Consider the following 24,065-nt stretch of genomic DNA (forward strand, 5'->3'; position numbering starts at 1 on the left):
GAGGATTTTCCCCTTCTCGCATATAGAAAAGCCCTTTGAAAAATTATGTTTTCAAAGGGTTTCCATTTTACTATTTATTCATTGATTTTTATATCTTATCAATGACTTTCTTCATCGTCATTCCGACCCTTCTTTGCAAGAAGACCGATACCTGTCACAGCTGCCAATGCTCCCAATAAAGCAGATGCTACCGAAGTCGACGCTCCTGTATTTGGCAAGACTTGTTTTGGCATGCTTGAAGCGGATTGACCTTGGCTTGCAATGTTTGCCATTGAGAGAGAGGTGCTTGTTGAAGTAGATACCAGAGCACTTGCTGACACAGAGCTACTAATAGAATCTGAAGTCGAAAGACTAGCGCTAATCGACGTTGACTCGCTCACTGACATACTTGCTGAAATCGAAGCACTTTCTAGAGTCGATTCACTGGCGAACATACTAGCTGAGAGTGATGCGCTCGTTGAAGTAGATTCGCTCACTGATGTACTTGCTGAGATCGAGGCACTTTCCAACGCTAACTCGTCTGCTAGCATACTTGCAGAAGTTGAAGTACTTGTTGAAGCTGATTGGCTAGCGCTCGCTGAGGCAGATTGGCTGGAGCTTGCAGACGCTGACTGACTCGAGCTTACTGAGGCGGACTGGCTTGAGCTTACTGAGGCGGATTCGCTTGAACTTACTGAGGCTGACTCACTCGCACTCACCGAAGCGGATTTGCTTGAGCTTACAGATGCAGACTCACTTGCGCTTACCGAAGTAGACTGACTTGAGCTCGCTGAAGCGGATTGACTCGCACTCACTGAAGCGGATTCACTTGTGCTTATTGAAGTAGACTGACTTGAGCTTGCAGATGCAGACTCACTCGAGCTTACTGAGACTGATTCACTCGCACTCGCTGAGGCGGATTCGCTCGAACTTACTGAAGCAGATTCGCTGGAGTTTGCAGACGCAGACTGGCTCGAACTTGCAGATGCTGATTGACTAGCGCTCGCTGAAGCGGACTGGCTCGAGCTGACTGAAGACGATTGACTTGCACTCAATGATGCAGATTGACTCGAACTTGCAGATGCAGATTCGCTTGTGCTTACTGAGGCGGATTCGCTGGTACTTACTGAAGCCGATTCACTCGAACTTACTGAGGCAGACTGGCTCGCACTCACTGAAGCGGACTGGCTGGAGCTCGCTGAAGCCGATTCGCTTGAACTTACTGAAGCTGACTGACTTGAACTTACTGATGCCGATTCACTTGAACTTACCGAAGCTGACTGGCTGGCACTTGCCGAAGCAGACTGACTTGCACTTGCAGATGCAGATTGACTGGAGCTTACAGACGCAGACTCACTCGAACTCACCGATGCTGACTCACTTGCGCTCACCGAAGCCGATTCGCTTGAACTTACTGAGGCTGATTCGCTTGCGCTCGCTGAAGCGGATTGACTTGAGCTTGCTGAGGCCGATTGGCTCGAACTTACTGAAGCCGATTCGCTTGAGCTGACTGAGACGGATTGACTGGCACTGGCTGAAGCCGATTCGCTCGAACTTGCAGATGCAGACTGACTGGCACTTACCGAAGCTGACTGGCTTGCACTCAATGATGCAGATTGACTAGAGCTTACTGAGGCAGACTGACTTGCGCTCGCTGAAGTTGATTGGCTAGCGCTGGCTGAAGCTGATCGACTTGCACTTGCTGAGGCGGATTGACTGGCGCTCACTGACGCGGATTGGCTAGTGCTCGCTGAGGCGGACTGGCTGGAGCTTGCCGACGCGGATTGGCTCGAACTTACTGAAGCCGATTCGCTCGAGCTTACAGATGCTGACTCACTTGCGCTCACTGAGGCTGATTGACTCGAACTTACTGATTCAGACTGGCTAGCGCTGGCTGAAGCGGACTGACTCGAACTTGCTGAAGCAGATTCACTTGAGCTTACTGATGCGGACTGGCTAGCACTGACTGAAGCCGATTGACTTGAGCTTACCGAAGCAGATTGGCTGGAGCTTACTGAAGCGGACTGACTCGAGCTGGCTGATGCTGATTGACTTGAGCTCACTGAGGCTGATTCACTCGAACTTACCGATGCAGACTGACTCGCGCTTACTGAAGCAGACTGGCTCGAGCTTACTGAAGCCGATTCGCTTGAGCTTACTGAGGCTGACTGGCTAGCACTCGCTGAAGCGGACTGACTGGAGCTTACAGACGCAGACTCACTCGAGCTCACTGAAGCGGACTCACTCGAACTCACTGAGGCGGATTGACTTGCACTCACCGATGCTGACTCACTTGCGCTCACCGAAGCAGACTCACTCGAACTTACTGAGGCTGATTGGCTAGCGCTCGCTGAAGCAGACTCACTCGAACTTACTGAGGCTGATTGGCTAGCGCTCGCTGAAGCGGACTGACTTGAGCTTACGGACGCTGACTGGCTCGAGCTTATTGAAGCCGATTCACTTGAGCTTACTGAAGCGGACTGGCTGGAGCTTACTGAAGCCGATTCACTTGAGCTTGCAGATGCAGACTGGCTGGAGCTTACTGAAGCCGATTCGCTTGAACTTACGGACGCTGACTGGCTGGCACTGACTGAAGCCGATTCGCTTGTGCTTACTGAGGCGGATTGACTCGAACTTACAGATGCAGATTGGCTTGAGCTTATAGATGCTGATTGGCTGGCACTGACTGAAGCCGATTCGCTTGAGCTTATAGATGCTGATTGGCTCGAACTTACAGACGCTGATTGACTCGAACTTGCTGAGGCTGATTCACTGGCACTTGCTGAGGCTGATTCACTTGCACTTACTGAAGCAGATTGACTTGAGCTTACTGAAGCTGATTGACTCGAGCTTACTGAAGCTGATTGGCTGGCACTCACTGAGGCGGACTGACTCGAACTTGCAGATGCAGATTGACTTGCGCTCACTGAAGCGGATTGACTCGAACTTGCAGATGCGGATTGACTCGAGCTTACTGAAGCAGACTGACTTGCGCTCACTGAAGCTGATTGGCTGACACTCGCTGACGCTGATTGGCTCGAACTTACTGAAGCAGACTGACTTGCGCTCACTGAAGCTGATCGACTCGCACTCGCTGAAGCGGACTGACTCGAACTTGCAGACGCTGACTGACTCGAGCTCACCGATGCTGACTCACTCGAGCTCACCGATGCTGACTGGCTAGCGCTGACTGAAGCGGATTGGCTCGAACTTACCGATGCTGACTGACTTGCGCTCACTGAAGCGGATTGGCTCGAACTTACCGATGCTGACTGACTTGCGCTCACTGAAGCGGATTGGCTAGCGCTGGCTGAAGCGGATTGACTGGCACTTACTGATGCAGATCGGCTTGAGCTGACTGAGGCAGACTGACTTGCGCTCACTGACGCTGACTGACTTGCACTTGCAGATGCAGATTGACTCGAACTCAATGAAGCAGACTGGCTAGCGCTGACTGAAGCGGATTGGCTCGCGCTGGCTGAGGCGGATTGACTTGAGCTCACTGACGCTGATTGGCTCGAACTTACTGATGCAGACTGACTCGAACTTGCTGATGCTGATTGACTAGCACTTGATGAGGCTGATTGACTTGAGCTTACTGAAGCGGACTGGCTTGCGCTGGCTGAGGCGGATTGACTTGAGCTCACTGACGCTGATCGACTAGCACTCGCTGACGCTGATTGGCTAGCACTTACTGAAGCCGATTCGCTTGCGCTAGCTGAGGTGGATTGACTGGAGCTTACTGAGGCTGATTGACTAGCACTCACTGACACTGACTGGCTAGCGCTCAATGAAGCGGATTGACTAGCACTTGCTGAAGCAGACTGGCTATTACTTACTGAAATTGACGCTTGGTTTGGCGTGATTTGTCCATTAAACGCATCTGAAACCAAACCATTCACTGTCGTACTTGCAGTCACCGGTCCACTAGGAAGTCGTCCTCCATTACGATCATATACTTTCTTCAACTCATTTGCAGTAAAGGTTACACTAGTCGAGCTCCCCGTTGCTTGTTTGGTGAATGTCTCCCCTGCAATTGTAAGAGTAACAGTCCCACCTGGAGTCACACCATCTACCGTAATCGCTTGATTTGTGAGACCACCTTTTTCGTTAAGGAACCGTTCCTCAATTCTAGGTGTCTGAGGGCGAACCTCAATCGGAATCTCTACTTCATCCGTACTTCCATCTGGATAAGTTACCACTGCAGTCAAAGTATGACGACCAGCAGACAAATTCGTATTGGTTCCAGATTTCCAAGTATAGGTTGTCTGAGTACCTGGAGTTATTCCTGTAGTCGGAAGTTCTGGGGTACCTGCTGCATTCGTAATATACTGACCAGCTTCACCAACAGAAACAGTCCCTGAATTGGCCGTTAGAGTAAAGTTTCGATTCACCTCAGCATTGATAGCTGGTTCGTACTTTTCAGACTGAGCATGGACTTCAAATTGAATTGCGGCAGGGTTGGCTGTTAAATCTTTTACAAGACCTACGTCAGTAGTATTTCCGCTAAAATTACCTTCCTGATCATAGGTGAAAACATAACGAGTCCACAAACTATTTACTGCTTGATTTTTTCCAACAGAACCCGTGATTGAAACGGTGAAAGGATTTGATGCTGTAGCATTTCCATCTTTGGCTAGTTTATTTGTCGGAACAATCATGCTGATACTTTGACCATTACTCGTAGTGAATGAGACAACAGTTGAAGTAGCCGGATAGGCCGCGGGAACAGCAGTAGGAACAAATTTTGCATGTTCAATTCGACCACTGTTATCAGTAAACTCAATGGTCGCAGAAAAATTTTCTTCTCGATAAATTTTAAATTTTTGTCCTTCTAGAACTGCGCCACCTGTAACGGTTATTTTCTGAAGTTCTGGCTTCTCTGTATCCATAGCAGCTCTGAAGCTAGCGGTATTTGAAGCTTTGGTCAAAGCTTGTCCGTTCCTGCTGTCACGAAGTCCAGAGTTGGCACGTAACACAGCATTTGCAATACTATTTCGAGCTTCTGTAGCTTTTTGTAGGATAGGAGCAAGGTCAGAAACCTCCCCTTTCAAGGCTTCTACTATCTCATTCTTCGCTAGACTAGCCTTCGTGATCGCCTCATTCGAGTTCGGAAGCCCCTGCGCTTGAGCTAGAAATTGCCCAATCTCAGCAGACAAGGCATCTAATTTCTTCCGTTTTTCTTCACTTTGCTTTTCTGTCAAGGCTACAGAAGTCATAGTCAGACTTGATTCAGCCGTCACATCTTCATTCTTTACAAGACCAGACTGACTTTGAGGCAAGGATTCTGTAGAAAAATCAACTGCTTTTAATTCTTTTGAAGGTTGTGATTCTTTCACTGTCTCCCGAGCTGACTCACTTGCTTGGTACTGACTTTGAACACCAACTGAAGCTCTCTCTGACAGACCACTATTCGCTTGATTTTGTGTTCCAAGGGAGTCACTTGAACTAGCAGTTACACTTTGACTATTTGCCAAAAATTGACTAGTAGAAGAAGATTGGCTCATCGACTGACTCATACTAGAAGAGCTTGAGGCACTGATGGACTGGCTCGTAGAGGCAGATTGACTGGCGCTCTGCGAATTGAATTCTGACAATGACTGACTTTGACTGGTAGACAAAGACAAGCTAGCAGTATCTTGATGATCCTGGGTCGTCCCTAGCACTACTGAATCTCTCGTCGCCAAGGTATCTTTTGATTCGACAGTCTTTTCAACAGCGACTGCATCATTGGCATAAACACGCGTTTGCGTCGCAGCATAACCACCTAAGATCGTCCCCGTAGCTGCTATCCCTTTCAAAACATCCAAGCCGGTCAACTTCTGACCTTCTTGCTTTTCAACCATTTCTGTCTTTACTTGGCTCGTATCCGCGCTTCCACGCATCACCTTAAATAAGCCAAAAAGGGAAGTCGAGGCCCGTAGCCAATGCTTCCCTGATTTGATTAATTTGAACCGAGTTACACGGTCTGTTTCTCTATATTCACCCTTCTGGCGTCTAAAAAACATGTTCATCCCCTCAACTTGAAAAAGATCTATTCACCTATAAAATACTATCTTCTTATTATATACCAAATATACCTACAATTCAATATCTATAACTAACTCTAAAGAAAGAAAATGATTTCAAAAATAACTTGATTTTAAATCTATTCTGTTTTTTCGATATAATTTATATTTTATCTATCATCTATCTATTAATATATTTTATTTGTTTTTAACCATTTTGAAATGCTTTAAAATTTGAGCAAACAGTTCCAATTACTCATGGAATTAATTTTTATTCAAAATATAGAAAAAGCCCATGAATCAATAGCATCCACAAACTTTTAGGAGTAGAGTATTTAAAAGTAGTTTCACAAATGAATCAATGAGGCCGGTAGCCGAGGTAACTTTTTACCCTTTCCAACAAAAAAATCCACGAATCAAAAACATTCGAGGACTTTTCTTACGACGTATTTAAGCAAAATGCCATACTAATTAATAGCCTTAATCTACGACACTGAGTTTTACAAATCGATTTCATTTGTAAAACGTGGATTTTTCCTAGTGAAGCGTTTAGGTAAGCCGATTTTACACTACGACACGGAGTTTGGCAAATCGATTCTATTTGCCAAACGTAGTTAGTAAGGCAGTTAGCTAGTTCGCCAAATAGCGACTAGCGTCCAACAATTAGGAACTTTAGTTCCAATTGTTGGTGCTGAGTTACATTTTTTCCTCCAACTCTACGTCTGGATACTTGTCCGCAAACCAGCGGAGGGCAAAGTCATTTTCAAAGAGGAAGACTGGTTGGTCAAAGCGGTCCTTGGCCAAAATATTGCGGCTTGAGGTCATCCGTTCATCCAAGTCCTCAGGCTTGATCCAACGAACGGTCTTTTTACCCATTGGGCTCATGACTACTTCTGCATTGTACTCGCCTTCCATGCGGTGCTTAAAGACTTCAAACTGGAGTTGTCCCACAGCCCCTAGCATGTACTCGCCAGTTTGGTAATTCTTATAAAGCTGAATGGCTCCTTCTTGCACCAATTGCTCAATCCCTTTGTGGAAAGATTTTTGTTTCATAACGTTCTTAGCAGAAACTTTCATGAAAATCTCAGGGGTAAAGGTTGGCAGTGGTTCAAATTCAAACTTATTTTTTCCAACTGTCAAGGTATCCCCAACCTGATAAGTACCAGTATCGTAAACCCCGATAATATCACCTGCCACGGCATTGGTCACATTCTCACGACTTTCCGCCATAAACTGGGTGACATTAGAAAGCTTGGCAGTCTTCCCAGTACGAGGAAGGTTAACACTCATCCCACGCTCAAATTCGCCCGATACGATACGGACAAAGGCGATACGGTCCCGGTGACGAGGGTCCATGTTGGCTTGGATTTTAAAGACAAATCCTGAGAAATCCTTATCATAAGGATCCACAATTTCGCCATCTGTTTTCTTGTGGCCATGTGGTTCTGGAGCAAACTTAAGGAAGGTCTCAAGGAAGGTCTGCACCCCAAAGTTAGTGAGGGCTGAACCAAAGAAGACCGGAGTCAGTTCTCCTGCAAGAATAGCTTCTTCTGAAAATTCATTTCCTGCTTCTTGCAACAGCTCGATATCGTCCTTAACCTGAGCGTAGAAAGGATTACTTCCAAAGAGCTTATCCCCTTCTTCCAGACTGGCAAAACGCTCATCCCCTTTATAGAGCTCCAAGCGTTGGTTATAAAGGTCATACAAGCCTTCAAAGGCTTTCCCCATCCCGATTGGCCAGTTCATAGGATAGCTCGCAATACCTAGGACTTCTTCTAGTTCTTGCAAGAGGTCCAGTGGCTCACGACCGTCACGGTCCAGCTTGTTCATAAAGGTAAAGACTGGAATGCCACGGTGCTTCACAACCTCAAACAATTTCTTGGTTTGGGCCTCGATACCCTTGGCAGAGTCCACGACCATGACCGCAGCATCCACTGCCATCAAGGTCCGATAAGTATCTTCTGAGAAGTCCTCGTGCCCTGGTGTGTCGAGGATGTTCACGCGCTTGCCATCGTAGTCAAACTGCATAACTGATGACGTGACCGAAATCCCACGTTGTTTCTCGATATCCATCCAGTCAGACTTGGCAAAAGTCCCTGTTTTCTTCCCTTTTACCGTACCAGCCTCACGAATCTCGCCCCCAAAGTAGAGCAACTGCTCCGTAATGGTTGTTTTCCCGGCGTCCGGGTGGGAGATGATAGCAAAAGTACGACGTTTCTTAATTTCTTCTTGAATAGTCATAAGTTCTCTTTCTTTGATTTTCTATTTTTAGTTGTTTCAGTAGCTAAGAATGATGTTTACATTGGATTTTACTATTCCTTTCGACTCTCCATTATAGCGGATTTTGGGGAGTTTTTCAATTGCTCATCTGACGAAAAGGCAAGCTAGAGCACAGATTGCACCTGATTTCTCTTTTTCCACCGTTTCTTGAACAAGATATCAAAGAGAACCAGAGCCAGTGAGAGGATGACGGACACAAGAAGGTATTTTAACCATAGAGGGGCATTCGAGATAAACGGGGTATCTCTTAACAAACCATAATTTCCACCCGTCACCTGATTAACCCCAACTAGAAAGAGGTTGAGGATAAAGGTATAGACTACAATCATATACTTCTTGAGCAAGGTCTTATCATAGTGATTCATCAAGTAAACCAAGGAATTCACTAGAAGGGCATAGTGCCCAATCAAAAATGAAAAACTGGTAATATGTGGGAAATCATAGGGGTCAAAAACGGGGTAAACCAGTGCAAAGACCGCTCCACTTGCTCCTAAAAGGGCAAAATATTGCTTGCTCCGCCATTTATCTGGCAAGAAAACCACCGCAAACATAGCCAAACGGCAATGGTAAAATGGAAGGCTATTAGAAAATGGAATCCCAAAGCCAACATACCAGCTATATAGGGCTAGCAACTGGAGAATCTGAATTCCCTTAAACAAGCGAACAAATTTCGGATTTTTGTGATAAGCAAGTGCTCCATAAATACAAAGCACTAAGACAAGCATCATAATCCCATACCAAAAGAGCGAAATGGGAGGAGGAACCGTTTGAGATCTGGTGATAAATTGATGGAACATATTTCTATCCTAACTCTGATTTTTTCTATTCTCTAGTTTAACCATTATAGCGAATTAAAAGCGATTTTTCAATTTCTATTTCTTTTCAGTTTGGCTCCCTTATTTATAGGAAAATATGGTAAAATAGAACAGACTAAAAATCATCATTTCACGAAAGGATGCAAGATGAAAATTACGCAAGAAGAGGTAACACACGTTGCCAATCTTTCAAAATTAAGATTCTCTGAAGAAGAAACTGCTGCCTTTGCGACTACCTTGTCTAAAATTGTTGACATGGTTGAATTGCTGGGCGAAGTCGACACAACTGGTGTCGCACCTACTACGACCATGGCAGACCGCAAGACCGTACTCCGCCCTGATGTGGCCGAAGAAGGAACAGACCGTGATCGCTTGTTTAAAAACGTACCTGAAAAAGATAACTACTATATCAAGGTACCAGCTATCCTAGATGATGGAGGAGATGCCTAATGACTTTTAATAACAAAACGATTGAAGACTTGCACAACCTCCTTGTATCTAAGGAGATTTCAGCTACTGAATTGACCCAAGCCACGCTTGAAGATATCAAGTCTCGCGAGAAAGCTATCAATGCTTTTGTCACTATCGCTGAAGAACAAGCCCTTGCTCAAGCTAAAGCCATTGATGAAGCTGGAATTGACGCGGATAATGTCCTTTCAGGAATTCCACTGGCTATTAAGGATAATATTTCTACTGACGGCATCCTCACAACTGCTGCCTCAAAAATGCTCTACAACTACGAACCTATCTTTGATGCAACAGCTGTTGCCAATGCAAAATCTAAGGGCATGATCGTTGTTGGGAAAACCAACATGGACGAATTTGCCATGGGTGGTTCTGGTGAGACTTCCTACTACGGCGCAACAAAAAATGCTTGGGACCACAGCAAGGTTCCTGGTGGATCATCAAGTGGTTCTGCCGCAGCTGTAGCTTCAGGTCAAGTCCGCTTGTCACTTGGTTCTGATACGGGGGGGTCTATCCGCCAACCTGCTGCCTTCAACGGGATCGTTGGTCTCAAACCAACCTACGGAACAGTTTCACGTTTCGGCCTCATTGCCTTTGGTAGCTCTCTAGACCAAATCGGGCCTTTTGCTCCAACTGTTAAGGAAAATGCCCTCTTGCTCAATGCGATTGCCAGCGAAGATGCCAAAGACTCTACCTCTGCTCCTGTCCGCATCGCTGACTTTACTTCAAAAATCGGCCAAGATATCAAGGGAATGAAAATTGCTTTGCCTAAGGAATACCTTGGTGAAGGGATTGATCCAGAGGTTAAGGAAACCATTCTGAGTGCAGCCAAACACTTTGAAAAACTTGGTGCTATCGTCGAAGAAGTCAGCCTTCCTCACTCTAAATACGGTGTTGCCGTTTACTACATCATCGCTTCATCAGAAGCCTCATCAAACTTGCAACGCTTTGACGGTATCCGTTACGGCTACCGCGCAGATGATGCGACTAATCTTGATGAAATCTATGTAAACAGCCGTAGCCAAGGTTTCGGTGAAGAGGTAAAACGCCGTATCATGCTAGGTACTTTCAGCCTTTCATCAGGTTACTATGATGCCTACTATAAGAAAGCTGGTCAGGTCCGTACCCTCATCATCCAAGATTTCGAAAAAGTCTTTGCGGATTACGACTTGATTTTGGGACCAACTGCTCCAAGCATTGCCTATGATTTGGACTCCCTCAACCACGACCCAGTTGCCATGTACTTGGCTGACCTCTTGACAATCCCAGTCAACTTGGCAGGTCTCCCAGGGATTTCGATTCCTGCTGGATTCTCTCAAGGTCTACCTGTCGGGCTCCAATTGATTGGTCCTAAATACTCTGAGGAAACCATTTACCAAGCTGCTGCTGCCTTTGAAGCAACAACAGACTACCACAAACAACAACCCGTGATTTTTGGAGGTGACAACTAATGAACTTTGAAACAGTCATTGGACTTGAAGTCCACGTAGAGCTCAACACCAATTCAAAAATCTTCTCACCTACTTCTGCCCACTTTGGAAATGACCAAAATGCCAACACTAATGTGATTGACTGGTCCTTCCCAGGAGTTCTGCCAGTTCTCAATAAAGGGGTTGTCGATGCCGGTATCAAGGCAGCTCTTGCTCTCAACATGGACATCCACAAAAAGATGCACTTTGACCGCAAGAACTACTTCTATCCCGACAATCCCAAAGCCTACCAAATTTCTCAGTTTGATGAGCCAATAGGTTATAACGGCTGGATTGAAGTGGAGCTAGAAGATGGTACAACCAAGAAAATCGGTATCGAACGTGCTCACCTAGAAGAAGACGCTGGTAAAAACACCCATGGTACAGATGGCTACTCTTATGTAGACCTCAACCGCCAAGGGGTGCCATTGATTGAGATTGTATCTGAAGCCGACATGCGCTCCCCAGAAGAAGCCTATGCTTATCTAACTGCCCTCAAGGAAGTCATCCAGTACGCTGGCATTTCTGACGTTAAGATGGAAGAAGGTTCGATGCGTGTGGATGCCAACATCTCCCTTCGCCCTTATGGTCAAGAGAAATTCGGTACCAAGACTGAGTTGAAAAACCTCAACTCCTTCTCAAACGTTCGTAAGGGTCTCGAATACGAAGTCCAACGCCAGGCTGAAATCCTTCGCTCAGGTGGTCAAATTCGCCAAGAAACACGCCGTTACGATGAAGCGAATAAAGCAACCATCCTCATGCGTGTCAAAGAAGGTGCTGCTGACTACCGCTACTTCCCAGAACCAGACCTACCCCTCTTTGAAATCTCAGATGAGTGGATCGAAGAAATGCGTACAGAGTTGCCAGAGTTTCCAAAAGAACGCCGTGCGCGCTACGTATCTGACCTTGGCTTGTCAGACTACGATGCTAGCCAGTTGACGGCAAACAAAGTCACTTCTGACTTCTTTGAAAAAGCTGTTGCCCTCGGTGGCGATGCCAAACAAGTCTCTAACTGGCTCCAAGGTGAAGTTGCTCAGTTCTTGAACGCCGAAGGTAAAACACTGGAACAAATCGAATTAACACCAGAAAACTTGGTAGAAATGATTGCCATCATCGAAGACGGCACGATCTCTTCTAAGATTGCCAAGAAAGTCTTTGTCCACCTGGCTAAAAATGGCGGTGGCGCGCGTGAATACGTGGAAAAAGCAGGCTTGGTGCAAATCTCTGATCCAGGTGTCTTGATCCCAATCATCCACCAAGTCTTTGCGGATAATGAAGCAGCCGTTGCCGACTTCAAGTCAGGCAAACGCAACGCAGACAAGGCCTTCACAGGCTTCCTCATGAAAGCAACCAAAGGCCAAGCCAACCCACAAGTTGCCCTTAAACTGCTTGCGCAGGAATTGGCCAAGTTGAAAGAAAGTGAGTAATTCGCTAGTAGTCATCCAGTAGTCTAGACAGCTACCTTTTCAATCATATAGTTAGGAGACACATGAAAAAGTTTTACGCTCTTTTAATGACCTGTTTATTACTTGTTTTTCTATCCGTTCCTCAAATCGTTGATGCGGGTGTCGGACATTCCAGAAGTGGAGGGAGCAGCCGCAGTAGCAGCCGCTCAAGTGGAGGTGGAAGTCGTTCTGGCGGATCATCATACCACTACTACCGCTCTGGATATGGATCATCCTCTGACAGTTCTGCTAGCTCTCCCTATCTAGGATTTATGTTCATATTAGTCGGAGGAATCATACTAGTTGTTATCGTCAAATCCTTGCAGAATAAGTCTGGAGATTCGAATTCAACGTTCACTAGTAATGATTCTCAAACGCTCCATCGTCGAGTTGAACACAACACACTGGCCATTAGTCGTGTGAAATACGGGGATCCAAACTTTGACGCGGAAGCCTTCACATCTTGGGTTAAGGAAGTCTACCTTAAATTGCAGGTTGCCTGGACTGAAAAAAATTGGAACTCTGTCCGCGCTTTAGAAAGTACCAGTCTCTACTCTCAACACAGTACTCAACTTGAGGACCATATTCGAGCTAAAACAACCAATGTTTTAGAGAAAGTTTGTATCGAAAATGTTCGCATCAAGGAGTTTATTGAAAATCCTGACGGAAACGATACCTTAGTGGTGATTCTATCATCAATTTTACGAGACTATGTCATTGACGATGAGACTCGTCGTGTCCTTGAAGGAGACCCTAAAAAAGATCTCTTCACTGTGTATCAATTGAACTTTATCCGTCAACACGGTAGCCAAACGCAAGCAGTCAATCCAGACGAAGTTGTGAGCGACCACTGTCCAAACTGTGGCGCCCCATTGAAAATCTCCGCAGTTAGTGAGTGCGACTACTGTGGTGCCAATCTCTCTCGCAGTCCAAACCAATGGGTACTGGATACCTATGATGTTGTGGATGAAGACGAGCTTTATAATTAGGAGGAATTATGGGATTTATACGTGCAGCCTTATCAGCAGGCTTAAATAGTTTTAATGATAGTAAATTCAAGGAAGCCATTGTCCTTCCAGATAATGTCTCTGGCGACGCCTTGGCCGTCAAGGGACAATTGCTCACAAAAGACCCAGATGGACGTTCTCGTCACAGCAATCAAAATACTGGACTTTTGTCAGATGGCAGTGTGGTTATCGTTCCCCAAGGTTATAGCGCTGTTTTGGTAAACAACGGTACCTTCCTTGGTGAAGTCCTCGAAGCAGGTAGCCACGAATGGCAAGCTGGTGATAACGCCTGGCTCCTTGAAAAAGGTGGTTTAAAAGGCACTTGGGAAAACTTTAAAAACCGTTTCTCTTTTGGTGGACAAGTCATCACCCAACAGGAAATTATCTTTATCCGCATGCAACCTATTGCAGGTAATAAGTTCGGCACACAAAATGCGGTCGAATATTTCAGCGAACGTTACCAACAACTGCTCAACATCCGTTTTTATGGCTTGTTTGATGTAAAAATAGCAGATCCAGTCCTCTTCTACGTGAGCTCTGTTAGCCGTCAAATTACTGACGGACAGCCATTTACTCTCCAAGATGTAGCTCAAGGAACGCTCCGTCAAAATATCGCACCGAAAATCGCGATTGCCATTGCCAAATATACCAACGAAAACAAGGTTGATATCTATAGCCTCAATGCCAACCAAGACACCTTTAACGAACTCGCTAAACAAGAGGTTAACAAGGTTTGGACAGGTCTCTACGGGATTGAAGCAACTAATATCTTGCTTGAAGACCTCAGCTACGACCAAGAAAGTCTTGATATCGTTCGCAAGCTTGATAGTGAGCTCGTGGCAATGAAGTACAACACGATTGAAATCGAAGAACGCCGTGCTCGAAACGAAGCGCTTATTGCTGCAGCTGCCAATGAGGGGAATGGCAATGGGATGAACATGTTTATGGGCATGAATCTTGGTCAGACTCTCGGTGGTCAACTAAGCCAACAAGTCCAAAATCAAGCACCTGCTCAAAACACTGGGCAAACTGCCAGCAAGAATTTTTACATCGAAGTCGATGGAAAATACGTCCTCGTTACCAAAGACGAAGATGGAAATATCGTACCAGTCAACTAATTAAGCTCCTTTTGACATTTGAGTAATGTTGTCTTTTATGGTACAATAAAGAGTAAATTATTTTATTAAAGAGGTAAAAACATGATTGAAGCAAGTAAATTAAAGGCTGGTATGACCTTTGAAACAGCTGACGGAAAATTGATCCGCGTTTTGGAAGCTAGCCACCACAAACCAGGTAAAGGAAACACAATCATGCGTATGAAATTGCGTGATGTCCGTACTGGTTCTACATTTGATACAAGCTACCGTCCAGAGGAAAAATTTGAACAAGCCATCATCGAGACTGTCCCAGCTCAATACTTGTACAAAATGGATGACACAGCCTACTTCATGAACACAGAAACTTACGACCAATACGAAATTCCTGTAGTCAACGTTGAAAACGAATTGCTTTACATCCTTGAAAACTCTGATGTGAAGATCCAATTTTACGGAACTGAAGTGATTGGTGTTACCGTTCCTACTACTGTCGAATTGACAGTTGCAGAAACTCAACCATCTATCAAAGGAGCTACTGTTACAGGTTCTGGTAAACCAGCAACGATGGAAACTGGACTTGTCGTAAACGTTCCAGACTTCATCGAAGCAGGACAAAAACTCGTTATCAACACTGCAGAAGGAACTTACGTTTCTCGTGCCTAATCTCTAGAAAGAGGTCATTCTATGGGAATTGAAGAACAACTTGGCGAAATCGTTATCGCCCCACGTGTACTTGAAAAAATCATTGCTATTGCTACTGCAAAAGTAGAGGGTGTTCACTCTTTTTCAAACAAATCAGTATCTGACACCCTTTCAAAACTTTCTCTTGGCCGTGGTGTTTATCTTAAAAACGTGGACGAAGAGCTCACAGCAGATATCTATCTCTACCTTGAGTACGGAGTAAAAGTTCCTAAGGTAGCTGTTGCTATCCAGAAAGCTGTTAAAGATGCCGTCCGCAATATGGCTGATGTAGAACTCGCTGCTATCAATATTCACGTTGCAGGTATCGTTCCAGATAAAACACCAAAACCAGAATTGAAAGATCTATTTGACGAGGACTTCCTCAATGACTAGTCCACTATTAGAATCTAGACGCCAACTCCGTAAATGTGCTTTTCAAGCTCTCATGAGTCTTGAGTTCGGTACGGATGTCGAAACTGCTTGTCGTTTCGCCTATACTCATGATCGTGAAGATACTGATGTGCAACTTCCAGCCTTTTTGACAGAGCTAGTTTCTGGTGTTCAAGCTAAAAAGGAAGAACTAGACAAGCAAATCACACAGCATTTAAAAGCAGGTTGGACCATCGAGCGTTTAACACTCGTGGAGAGAAACCTCCTTCGCTTGGGAGTCTTTGAAATCACTTCATTCGACACCCCACAGTTGGTTGCTGTTAATGAAGCTATCGAGCTTGCAAAGGACTTCTCAGATCAAAAATCTGCCCGTTTTATCAACGGACTGCTCAGCCAGTTTGTAACAGAAGAACAGTAAATAGAAAAAGTGTTTGACGGCTATCAAACACTTTTTCTTTGCCTCCACTATCTTAAAAAGTGGTAATAGACATAATTATAAACAAAAATCCAGATGGGTTTTGCATAAATGAGAAAATTGAAAAAACTATGGCACAAGATGGTGATTTTTAGGTTCTTTGTCCACCGATATACTAGAGCAAAGAAAAGACCAACAAAACTATAAATAATCAAACTGATAGGATCTCGGTGAGTTAGGATCAAATGACTAAGTCCAAAGATAAGAGCAGATAGGATAACATCCAGATAGTACTTGGACTGGGGAAAGAAGGTATTCATAAAGTACCCTCTATGAATCAGTTCCTCTAATATAGGTCCGACGACTACTGTTAAACTAAAACTGAGAACAGTTGATAGAAAAGTTGGTTGCCCATTGGAGTATAGAATCGAAAGAAGGTCTTGAAAGATATACTTGTTATCAATTAGGTGATGAAACTGTAACTGAAAAGCATCCACCAATTGACGATCAAAATAAGTAGCCACTAGACCAACTACAAGGTAAAAGAATCTTGACTTCTTCGAGACCTTTTTTTCAAAAATATAGAGCATCTCTTTCTTTTTTAGCCAGTAGATAAATAATAGCAAAAGAGCTATTACTTCAACTGTTAAAAAGATAGAATAGCCATCTATCCCCCATCCTAAAAACTTAGTTAGATGCATAATCCCTAACTCTGGTAGATAAACCGATAGAAATACCAGTGATGTAAAGACTCCCAGATGCCCTAGTTTTTCATACTTACCCCTTTAAATTATTAGAATATTAAGGTATAATTCCGTTACCATAACCAGTCATTCTAGTACGTATTGTACTCGAATCAGTTGCAATGCTGTAAGCATAAGGCCAACTCCAATAATAATCATCAACCAACCAAATCATGCCACCACCTGAAACTTGTTCTAAGTCCTCAGATGAAAGAACTGTAAATGTTTCTGTACCTGTCATATCAAGTAGCTCCTTAAAATATATTTTTGTAAGCTTACATCTACAGTACATATCTTTTTGTCTATTTTATAGTCTATCTCCTCAACTGTCAATTTTTCACCCTAAATGGTAGCTTTACTCATTAAGAAATAAGAAATTGATAAAAGAGATTTCTCTATCTCCCCATCAAATTAGAAAAAGGTTTGACAGATATCAAACGCTTTTTTCTTTATCTCCTAACTTCCTACTATCTAAAAATCAAATAATAGATATAAAATAAGATCGACGGAGCATAGGGAATTGCATTATAGAAACTATGACAAACAATGGTAAACCGAAGACTACCCGTAACTCGATAAACAACTGCAAATAGAAGACCAAGAATACTATAAATGATGAGACTGATGGGGTCACGATGAGATAGAACTAAGTGACTGAGCCCGAAGATGAAAGAAGACAAGATCACATCCAAATAAAACTCCGACTTCGGAAAGAAGGTATTCATAAAATAACCCCTATAGATTGTCTCCTCAACAACAGGTACAATCGAAATGTTAAAGATTAAAAATATAAGACTTGATAGAGTCGTTTCTCTTCCGTTTAAGTAAAGTTCTGAAAGAAGGTCTTGGAAAATAAAACTATGGTCAATCAATCGAATATTCTGCATTCTAAATCCATTTAAAAAAGAATAGATAAGAAAACAAGCCACTAAGAAAGCGAGATAAGACCAGCGCCAACCCTTTTTCTCGAAGATAAAGAGCATCTTCTTCTTTTTCAACCACAAAACGAATAAAAAGAAAATAAGTAACACTTCTCCAACTAGGAAGATTATATAGCTGTCCATTCCTAAACCGAAGATCCTAGCTAGAGTTATGGCTCCTAATGGCGTTAAATAAATGTACAGGAACATTAAAACCATACAGATTCCTAAATGTATTGTCTTTTTCATTCTTTCTCTCCTAATGGTAAACTCTCTATTAGGGCAATATAGAGGATAGACTATTGATTGTTTTTCTTATTTATCTAGAGTATTCATGTTTATCCATGGTCTATTATCAAAATAGCTAGAACAAAATGTTCTAGCTTTTTGATTTTCTTAGTATTTTCTAAAGCGTTGGTAACGTTCTTCAATAAGTTGGTCAAGTGGTAGTTCTTGCAACCTATCTAGTTCTGCACGCAATTCATTTTTAACGCATCCTAGCAGTTCCTTACTGGAGAGACCTGCTTCTGAGATTACCTTATCTACGATTCCCATTTCTAGAAGTTCATGTGAAGTGATTTTCATCAACTCCGCTGCTTCCATAGCACGACTTCCATCCTTCCAAAGGATAGAGGCAAATCCTTCAGGGCTAAGTACGGCGTAGATTGAGTTTTCTAACATCCAGACACGGTTAGCTACGGCTAGAGCTAGGGCCCCACCAGATCCACCTTCACCGATAATAATCGCAATGATTGGAACCTTGAGGTCACTCATTTCCATCAGGTTTCGGGCAATTGCTTCACCTTGTCCACGTTCCTCGGCTCCAACACCTGGGTAAGCACCCGCCGTATTGATAAAAGTCACAACTGGACGGCCAAACTTTTCTGCCTGTTTCATCAGGCGAAGAGCCTTACGATAGCCTTCTGGATGAGGTTGCCCAAAATTTCGTTTGAGGTTATCATGAAGACTTTTTCCCTTTTGGATACCAACTACAGTTACTGCTTGGTCACCTAACCAACCAATTCCACCGATGACCGCACCATCATCACGAAAAGAGCGATCTCCATGCAATTCGATAAACTCGTCAAAGATTCCATTGGCAAAATCAAGTGCGGTCAAACGACTCTGCTCGCGTGCCTCTCTGACTATTTTTGCAATATTCATCCGCGACTTCCTCCATGCAATCTTACTAATTTAGCAATTGTTTCAGGCAATTCTCTCCGTTTGACAATTGCATCAACAAATCCATGTTCAAGCAAAAATTCTGCCTTTTGGAAGTCATCCGGCAAGGTCTCACGAACTGTATTTTCGATAACACGACGCCCAGCAAAACCAACCAAACTCTGTGGCTCCGCTAGGATAATATCACCTTCCATAGCAAAAGAAGCGGTCACCCCACCTGTTGTCGGATCGGTTAAAATAGTTAGGTAAAAAAGTCCTGCCTTGGAATGACGTTGAACTGCCGCAGAAATCTTAGCCATCTGCATCAAGCTCATGATTCCTTCTTGCATACGGGCTCCACCAGAAGCTGTGAAGAGAACGACTGGCAAGTTTTCTACCGTTGCATACTCAAACAAGCGCGTGATTTTTTCACCCACAACGGTTCCCATAGAAGCCATGATAAAGTTAGAATCCATGATCCCAAGGGCAACTTTTTGTCCCTTGATGCTAGCTGTACCAGTTAGTACTGCTTCATCCAAACCTGTCTTTTCACGCATTGTTGCAAGTTTTTTCTGGTAGCCAGGAAAGTTTAATGGATCTTGAGTTTCAATACCTGTAAACATCTCCACAAAGCTACCAGAATCAATCGTCAAATCCAAGCGTTCCTGAGCTGAAATACGGAAAGTATAGCTACAATGGGGACAAATTCGTTCGCTCCCAAGATCCTTTTGGTAAATGGTGTGTTTACAACCAGGACACTGGGAGAAGAGTTCATCCGGAACCTCAGGCTTGGCTTGTGGTTTCTGCCTTACGGAACGGTTAGGATTGATCCGAATATACTTATCCTTTTTACTAAATAGAGCCATAACTCCCCCTTTTAGTTCTCATACTGTTTGAAAGTCTATTCTTTTTCTTGGTATTTTGGCAAGAAAGTTTCCATCAAGAAGGAAGTATCGTAATCACCAGCGATAACTCGGCGGTCTGAAATCAGATCCAACTGGAAGTCTGCATTGGTTTGCACTCCTTCAATATCAAGTTCATAAAGTGCCCGTTGCATCTTCATTAAGGCATCAAAACGATTCTCCCCATGAACAATGATTTTGGCAATCATACTATCATAGTAAGGAGGAATGGTATAACCTGGATAGACTGCAGAGTCTACACGCAATCCAACTCCTCCACTTGGAAGGTAGAGGTTGGTGATTTTTCCTGGGCTTGGAGCAAAGTTAAATGCTGGATTTTCTGCATTGATCCGGCACTCGATAGCATGACCTTGTAGGACAATATCTTCTTGTTTGAAAGGTAAAGGTTGCCCGGCAGCAATGCGAATCTGCTCTTTCACGATATCGACACCTGAAACAAACTCTGTGACTGGGTGTTCAACTTGCACACGAGTATTCATTTCCATGAAGTAGAAATTGCCACTCGCTTCATCGAGAAGAAATTCAATCGTCCCTGCATTTTCATAGCCAACAGACTCCGCTGCACGAACGGCTGCAGCACCAATTTCATGACGAAGGGTTTTGCCAATCGCGATGGACGGGCTTTCTTCTAAGACCTTTTGGTTATTTCGTTGAAGAGAACAATCCCGTTCTCCTAGGTGGATAACGTGTCCCTCTTGGTCAGCAAGGATTTGGACCTCGATATGACGAGCAGGATAAATCACACGCTCAAGATACATAGCGCCATTTCCAAAATTGGCCTTGGCTTCACTGGATGCTGTCTCAAAGGCTGCGACCAAGTCTTCTGCCTTTTCAACCTTACGAATTCCCTTTCCACCACCACCTGCCGATGCCTTAAGCATGACTGGATAGCCAATTTTTTCTGCAACTGCAAGGGCCTCTTCAGCCGTGTGAACTTCACCATCAGATCCTGGGATAACTGGAACCCCAGCCTTGATCATTTGCTCACGCGCATTGATCTTATCTCCCATGGTATCCATTACAGCCCCAGAAGGGCCGATGAACTTAATTCCCACTTCATCACACATCGTGGCAAACTTGGAGTTTTCGCTAAGAAATCCAAAACCTGGATGGATGGCTTCTGCTTCTGTCAATACTGCAGCAGATAAAATCGCATTGATATTGAGATAAGACTCAGTCGCCTTACCAGGTCCGATACAGATAGCTTCATCCGCTAGAAGTGTGTGAAGAGCTTCCTTATCAGCAGTTGAATAGACTGCTACGGTCGCAATGCCTAATTCACGCGCAGCTCGAATAATGCGAACCGCAATCTCACCACGGTTGGCAATCAAAATTTTACGAAACATGGAGAACCTCCTTAGTTTCCAATTGCAAAGGTAAGAGTACCACTCGCTGCAAGCTTGCCATCTACTTCAGCCTTTGCTTCAACCACGGCAATCGTACCACGACGTTTTACAAAGGTAGCCGTCATGACTAATTGATCACCTGGTACAACTTGCTTCTTAAACTTAACCTTGTCCATGCCAGCGTAGAAGACCAGTTTCCCTTTATTTTCAGGTTTGGACAATTCCAAGACACCAGCAGTCTGAGCCAAGGCTTCCATGATAAGAACACCTGGCATGACTGGGTATTGAGGAAAATGACCATTGAAGAAAGGTTCGTTGATGGTCACATTTTTAATGGCAACAATGGTATCTTCGCTCACTTCCAAGACACGATCCACTAGGAGCATGGGGTAGCGATGGGGTAGAGCTTCTTTGATTCCTTGAATATCGATCATTTGATGCGTACCAATCCTTTACCGAACTCAACCATTTCTTCATTTGAAACGAGAATTTCTGTCACCACACCATCCTTAGGTGCAGGGATTTCATTCATGACTTTCATGGCTTCAATGATCACCAAAGTCTGACCTTTTTTAACACTGTCTCCAACTGTGACAAAGGCAGGTTTATCTGGTCCAGCGGCCAAGTAAGCCACCCCTACAAGTGGACTTTCAACGACATCACCCTCCGGAGCAACCGTCGTTTCAGCTGGTGCTGGAGCTTCTTCCACTGCACTCTCTACTGGAGTTAAAGGGGCCGAAACTACTGGACTAGGAGCCACTGCAGCTGGCGCTGGAGCAACTTGAGCTGGTGTTTCAGAAGCCATTCTTACTTCATTCTTACTGAACTGCAATTCGTCCGTTCCATTTTTATAAGAAAATTCTCTCAAACTTGATTGGTCAAATTGAGCCATCAAGTCCTTGATTTCATTTAAATTCATAATTATTTATTCTCCCAACGTTTGAAAGCAAGAACCGCATTGTGTCCACCAAAACCAAAAGTGTTTGAAATAGCATAAGGGATTTCTTGCTCCAAGCCTTGTCCATAAACGACATTCGCTTCGATATAGTCTGATAACTCACTTGTTCCAGCTGTCATTGGTACATAGTTATGACGCATGGCTTCAATAGTAGCGATTGCTTCTACGGCCCCTGCAGCACCAAGCAAGTGTCCTGTAAAGGACTTGGTTGAAGATACAGGTACTTCTTTACCAAGAACAGCTACGATCGCACCACTTTCTCCTTTTTCATTTGCAGGAGTTGAAGTTCCGTGGGCGTTGACGTAAGCCACTTGCTCTGGAGAAATTTCTGCTTCTTCCAAAGCCAACTTCATAGCCTTAATCGCACCTTGACCCTCTGGATGAGGTGAAGTCATATGGTAAGCATCACAGGTATTACCGTAGCCAACTACTTCAGCCAAGATAGTTGCGCCACGTTTTTCAGCATGTTCAAGACTTTCAAGAACCAGCATTCCTGAACCTTCTCCCATCACAAAACCATTACGATCTTTGTCAAACGGGATAGAAGCACGAGTTGGATCCTCTGTAGTTGATAGGGCGGTCAATGCTTGGAAACCAGCGATTGCAAAAGGAGTGATAGATGATTCTGATCCACCAACTAACATGACATCTTGGAAACCAAACTTGATAGAACGGAAGGCATCTCCAATGGCATCGTTTGATGAGGCACAGGCTGTATTGATTGATTTACAGATACCGTTTGCTCCGAAGCGCATGGCAACATTTCCTGAAGCCATATTTGGCAAGGCTTTTGGAAGTGTCATTGGTTTAACGCGTTTTGGACCTTTTTCATGAAGACGGATAACCTGATCTTCGATTTCTTTAATTCCCCCAATACCAGAAGCCACGATGACACCAAAGCGATCTTTATCAATTGCTTCTACATCAAGATTTGCATTTGTCACCGCTTCTTGAGCCGCATACAAGGCATACAAAGAATAGTTGTCAAAACGGTTGGTATCTTTTTTAACAAAGTATTTATCAAATGGGAAATCTTGAACTTCTGCCGCATTGTGCACAGCAAATTCGCTGTGGTCAAACTTAGTGATTTCTCCAATTCCAATTTTCCCAGTTTGCAAACTGTTCCAAAATTCTTCTGGAGTATTTCCGATAGGAGAGGTCAATCCGTAACCTGTTACTACAACTCGATTTAGTTTCATCTGTCTTACCTATATCTTTCCTTATTTTTTACATGCTAAGTCCGCCATCAACAGCGAGAACTTGTCCAGTCAAATAATCCTGTCCAGCTAGGAACACTGTAGCATCTGCGATATGTTCTGCTTGTCCAAAATGTTTCATTGGGATTTGGGCCAATGTCGCTTCCTTGACCTTATCAGATAAAACAGCAGTCATATCTGACTCGATCATTCCTGGTGCAAGAGCATTTACGCGCACATTACGATTGGCAACCTCACGTGCAACTGACTTGGTAAAACCAATCAAACCTGCTTTAGAAGCTGCATAGTTGGCTTGTCCGATATTTCCCATCAAACCGACCACACTCGACATGTTGATAATCGCACCTTCACGTGCCTTGATCATCTGTTTCAATACTGCTTGCGTCATGTTGAAAGCACCTGTCAAGTTGATTTTAATCACTTTTTCAAAGTCTTCTTCGGTCATCTTAAGCATAAGCGTATCTTGAGTGATCCCAGCATTGTTGACCAAGACATCGACAGAACCGAGTTCTGCAATCGCTTGATCTATCATACGCTTGGCATCTGCAAAGTCTGAAACATCACCTGAAATCGGTACTACTTTGACACCATAGTTTGAAAACTCAGCTAGCAATTCTTCTGAGATTGCTCCTCGACTATTCAAGACTACATTAGCGCCTAGTTGAGCAAATTTGTGAGCAATGGCAAGTCCGATACCACGACTTGAACCTGTTACAAAGACATTTTTGTTTGTAAGTTGCATTCTA

Annotated in this window: 21 protein-coding genes; 8 read left to right on the top strand and 13 right to left on the bottom strand. The window is 44.0% G+C overall.

Annotated features, from left to right (window positions below):
* Window positions 1-98 precede the first annotated feature (98 nt).
* The 3 genes from SOR_RS07740 to SOR_RS07750 form a co-directional block, all read right to left on the bottom strand.
* Entirely contained in the window at window positions 99-5,987 is a 5,889-nt protein-coding gene (locus SOR_RS07740; RefSeq protein ID WP_000466186.1) for an accessory Sec-dependent serine-rich glycoprotein adhesin, read from the bottom strand.
* Window positions 5,988-6,683: 696 nt separating this feature from the next.
* Entirely contained in the window at window positions 6,684-8,228 is a 1,545-nt protein-coding gene (locus tag SOR_RS07745) for a peptide chain release factor 3 (protein ID WP_000155106.1), read from the bottom strand.
* A 143-nt stretch (window positions 8,229-8,371) separates the two neighbouring features.
* The gene (locus tag SOR_RS07750; RefSeq protein WP_000468955.1) at window positions 8,372-9,064 is read right to left on the bottom strand and encodes a YwaF family protein; all 693 of its coding nucleotides are present in this window, start codon (window positions 9,062-9,064) and stop codon (window positions 8,372-8,374) included.
* A 165-nt stretch (window positions 9,065-9,229) separates the two neighbouring features.
* Between SOR_RS07750 and gatC the strand changes: the two genes are divergently transcribed.
* The 8 genes from gatC (at window position 9,230) to nusB (ending at window position 16,054) form a co-directional block, all read left to right on the top strand.
* Window positions 9,230-9,532: an Asp-tRNA(Asn)/Glu-tRNA(Gln) amidotransferase subunit GatC gene (gene gatC, locus SOR_RS07755; protein WP_000705419.1), complete on the top strand. Its 303-nt coding sequence runs from the start codon at window positions 9,230-9,232 to the stop codon at window positions 9,530-9,532.
* Complete coding sequence (gene gatA / locus SOR_RS07760; RefSeq protein WP_000143698.1) at window positions 9,532-10,998, top strand: Asp-tRNA(Asn)/Glu-tRNA(Gln) amidotransferase subunit GatA; 1,467 nt, start codon at window positions 9,532-9,534, stop codon at window positions 10,996-10,998. Before gatC ends, gatA begins: the two co-directional genes overlap by 1 nt.
* The gene (gene gatB, locus SOR_RS07765; RefSeq protein ID WP_001008650.1) at window positions 10,998-12,443 is read left to right on the top strand and encodes an Asp-tRNA(Asn)/Glu-tRNA(Gln) amidotransferase subunit GatB; all 1,446 of its coding nucleotides are present in this window, start codon (window positions 10,998-11,000) and stop codon (window positions 12,441-12,443) included. Before gatA ends, gatB begins: the two co-directional genes overlap by 1 nt.
* Before the next feature lie 62 nt (window positions 12,444-12,505).
* A complete protein-coding gene (locus SOR_RS07770; protein ID WP_000715060.1) occupies window positions 12,506-13,450 on the top strand; it encodes a zinc-ribbon domain-containing transport protein in 945 nt (314 codons plus the stop codon).
* Between the two features lie 8 nt (window positions 13,451-13,458).
* Complete coding sequence (locus SOR_RS07775) at window positions 13,459-14,586, top strand: SPFH domain-containing protein (RefSeq protein ID WP_000505816.1); 1,128 nt, start codon at window positions 13,459-13,461, stop codon at window positions 14,584-14,586.
* Between the two features lie 81 nt (window positions 14,587-14,667).
* On the top strand, window positions 14,668-15,228 hold the full coding sequence (efp, locus tag SOR_RS07780; RefSeq protein ID WP_000568640.1) for an elongation factor P: 561 nt from the start codon (window positions 14,668-14,670) through the stop codon (window positions 15,226-15,228).
* A 21-nt stretch (window positions 15,229-15,249) separates the two neighbouring features.
* Entirely contained in the window at window positions 15,250-15,639 is a 390-nt protein-coding gene (locus SOR_RS07785) for an Asp23/Gls24 family envelope stress response protein (RefSeq protein ID WP_000510584.1), read from the top strand.
* Entirely contained in the window at window positions 15,632-16,054 is a 423-nt protein-coding gene (gene nusB / locus SOR_RS07790; RefSeq protein ID WP_000203659.1) for a transcription antitermination factor NusB, read from the top strand. The genes SOR_RS07785 and nusB overlap by 8 nt, the downstream gene beginning before the upstream one ends.
* A 47-nt stretch (window positions 16,055-16,101) precedes the next feature.
* Here the strand turns inward: nusB and SOR_RS07795 are convergent, their stop codons facing one another.
* The 10 genes from SOR_RS07795 to fabG all read right to left on the bottom strand — a co-directional run bounded on the left by SOR_RS07795 (window position 16,102) and on the right by fabG (window position 24,061).
* The gene (locus SOR_RS07795; protein WP_000550761.1) at window positions 16,102-16,752 is read right to left on the bottom strand and encodes a CPBP family intramembrane glutamic endopeptidase; all 651 of its coding nucleotides are present in this window, start codon (window positions 16,750-16,752) and stop codon (window positions 16,102-16,104) included.
* Window positions 16,753-16,852: 100 nt separating this feature from the next.
* The gene (locus SOR_RS07800; RefSeq protein ID WP_000148139.1) at window positions 16,853-17,035 is read right to left on the bottom strand and encodes a hypothetical protein; all 183 of its coding nucleotides are present in this window, start codon (window positions 17,033-17,035) and stop codon (window positions 16,853-16,855) included.
* 226 nt (window positions 17,036-17,261) lie between these two features.
* The gene (locus tag SOR_RS07805) at window positions 17,262-17,963 is read right to left on the bottom strand and encodes a CPBP family intramembrane glutamic endopeptidase (RefSeq protein ID WP_000750960.1); all 702 of its coding nucleotides are present in this window, start codon (window positions 17,961-17,963) and stop codon (window positions 17,262-17,264) included.
* A 147-nt stretch (window positions 17,964-18,110) separates the two neighbouring features.
* Window positions 18,111-18,878: an acetyl-CoA carboxylase carboxyl transferase subunit alpha gene (locus SOR_RS07810; protein ID WP_001017372.1), complete on the bottom strand. Its 768-nt coding sequence runs from the start codon at window positions 18,876-18,878 to the stop codon at window positions 18,111-18,113.
* Complete coding sequence (gene accD / locus SOR_RS07815) at window positions 18,875-19,741, bottom strand: acetyl-CoA carboxylase, carboxyltransferase subunit beta (protein WP_001173379.1); 867 nt, start codon at window positions 19,739-19,741, stop codon at window positions 18,875-18,877. The genes SOR_RS07810 and accD overlap by 4 nt, the downstream gene beginning before the upstream one ends.
* A 35-nt stretch (window positions 19,742-19,776) precedes the next feature.
* Window positions 19,777-21,144: an acetyl-CoA carboxylase biotin carboxylase subunit gene (gene accC / locus SOR_RS07820; RefSeq protein WP_000488660.1), complete on the bottom strand. Its 1,368-nt coding sequence runs from the start codon at window positions 21,142-21,144 to the stop codon at window positions 19,777-19,779.
* An 11-nt stretch (window positions 21,145-21,155) separates the two neighbouring features.
* A complete protein-coding gene (gene fabZ, locus SOR_RS07825) occupies window positions 21,156-21,578 on the bottom strand; it encodes a 3-hydroxyacyl-ACP dehydratase FabZ (RefSeq protein ID WP_000565515.1) in 423 nt (140 codons plus the stop codon).
* Window positions 21,575-22,063: an acetyl-CoA carboxylase biotin carboxyl carrier protein gene (gene accB, locus SOR_RS07830; RefSeq protein WP_001052311.1), complete on the bottom strand. Its 489-nt coding sequence runs from the start codon at window positions 22,061-22,063 to the stop codon at window positions 21,575-21,577. The genes fabZ and accB overlap by 4 nt, the downstream gene beginning before the upstream one ends.
* Before the next feature lie 2 nt (window positions 22,064-22,065).
* Window positions 22,066-23,301: a beta-ketoacyl-ACP synthase II gene (fabF, locus tag SOR_RS07835; RefSeq protein WP_000774052.1), complete on the bottom strand. Its 1,236-nt coding sequence runs from the start codon at window positions 23,299-23,301 to the stop codon at window positions 22,066-22,068.
* A 28-nt stretch (window positions 23,302-23,329) separates the two neighbouring features.
* The gene (gene fabG, locus SOR_RS07840; protein WP_001177611.1) at window positions 23,330-24,061 is read right to left on the bottom strand and encodes a 3-oxoacyl-[acyl-carrier-protein] reductase; all 732 of its coding nucleotides are present in this window, start codon (window positions 24,059-24,061) and stop codon (window positions 23,330-23,332) included.
* Window positions 24,062-24,065: the final 4 nt, after the last annotated feature.

The sequence above is a fragment of the Streptococcus oralis Uo5 genome (genome assembly GCF_000253155.1).
GTDB lineage: Bacteria > Bacillota > Bacilli > Lactobacillales > Streptococcaceae > Streptococcus > Streptococcus oralis_L.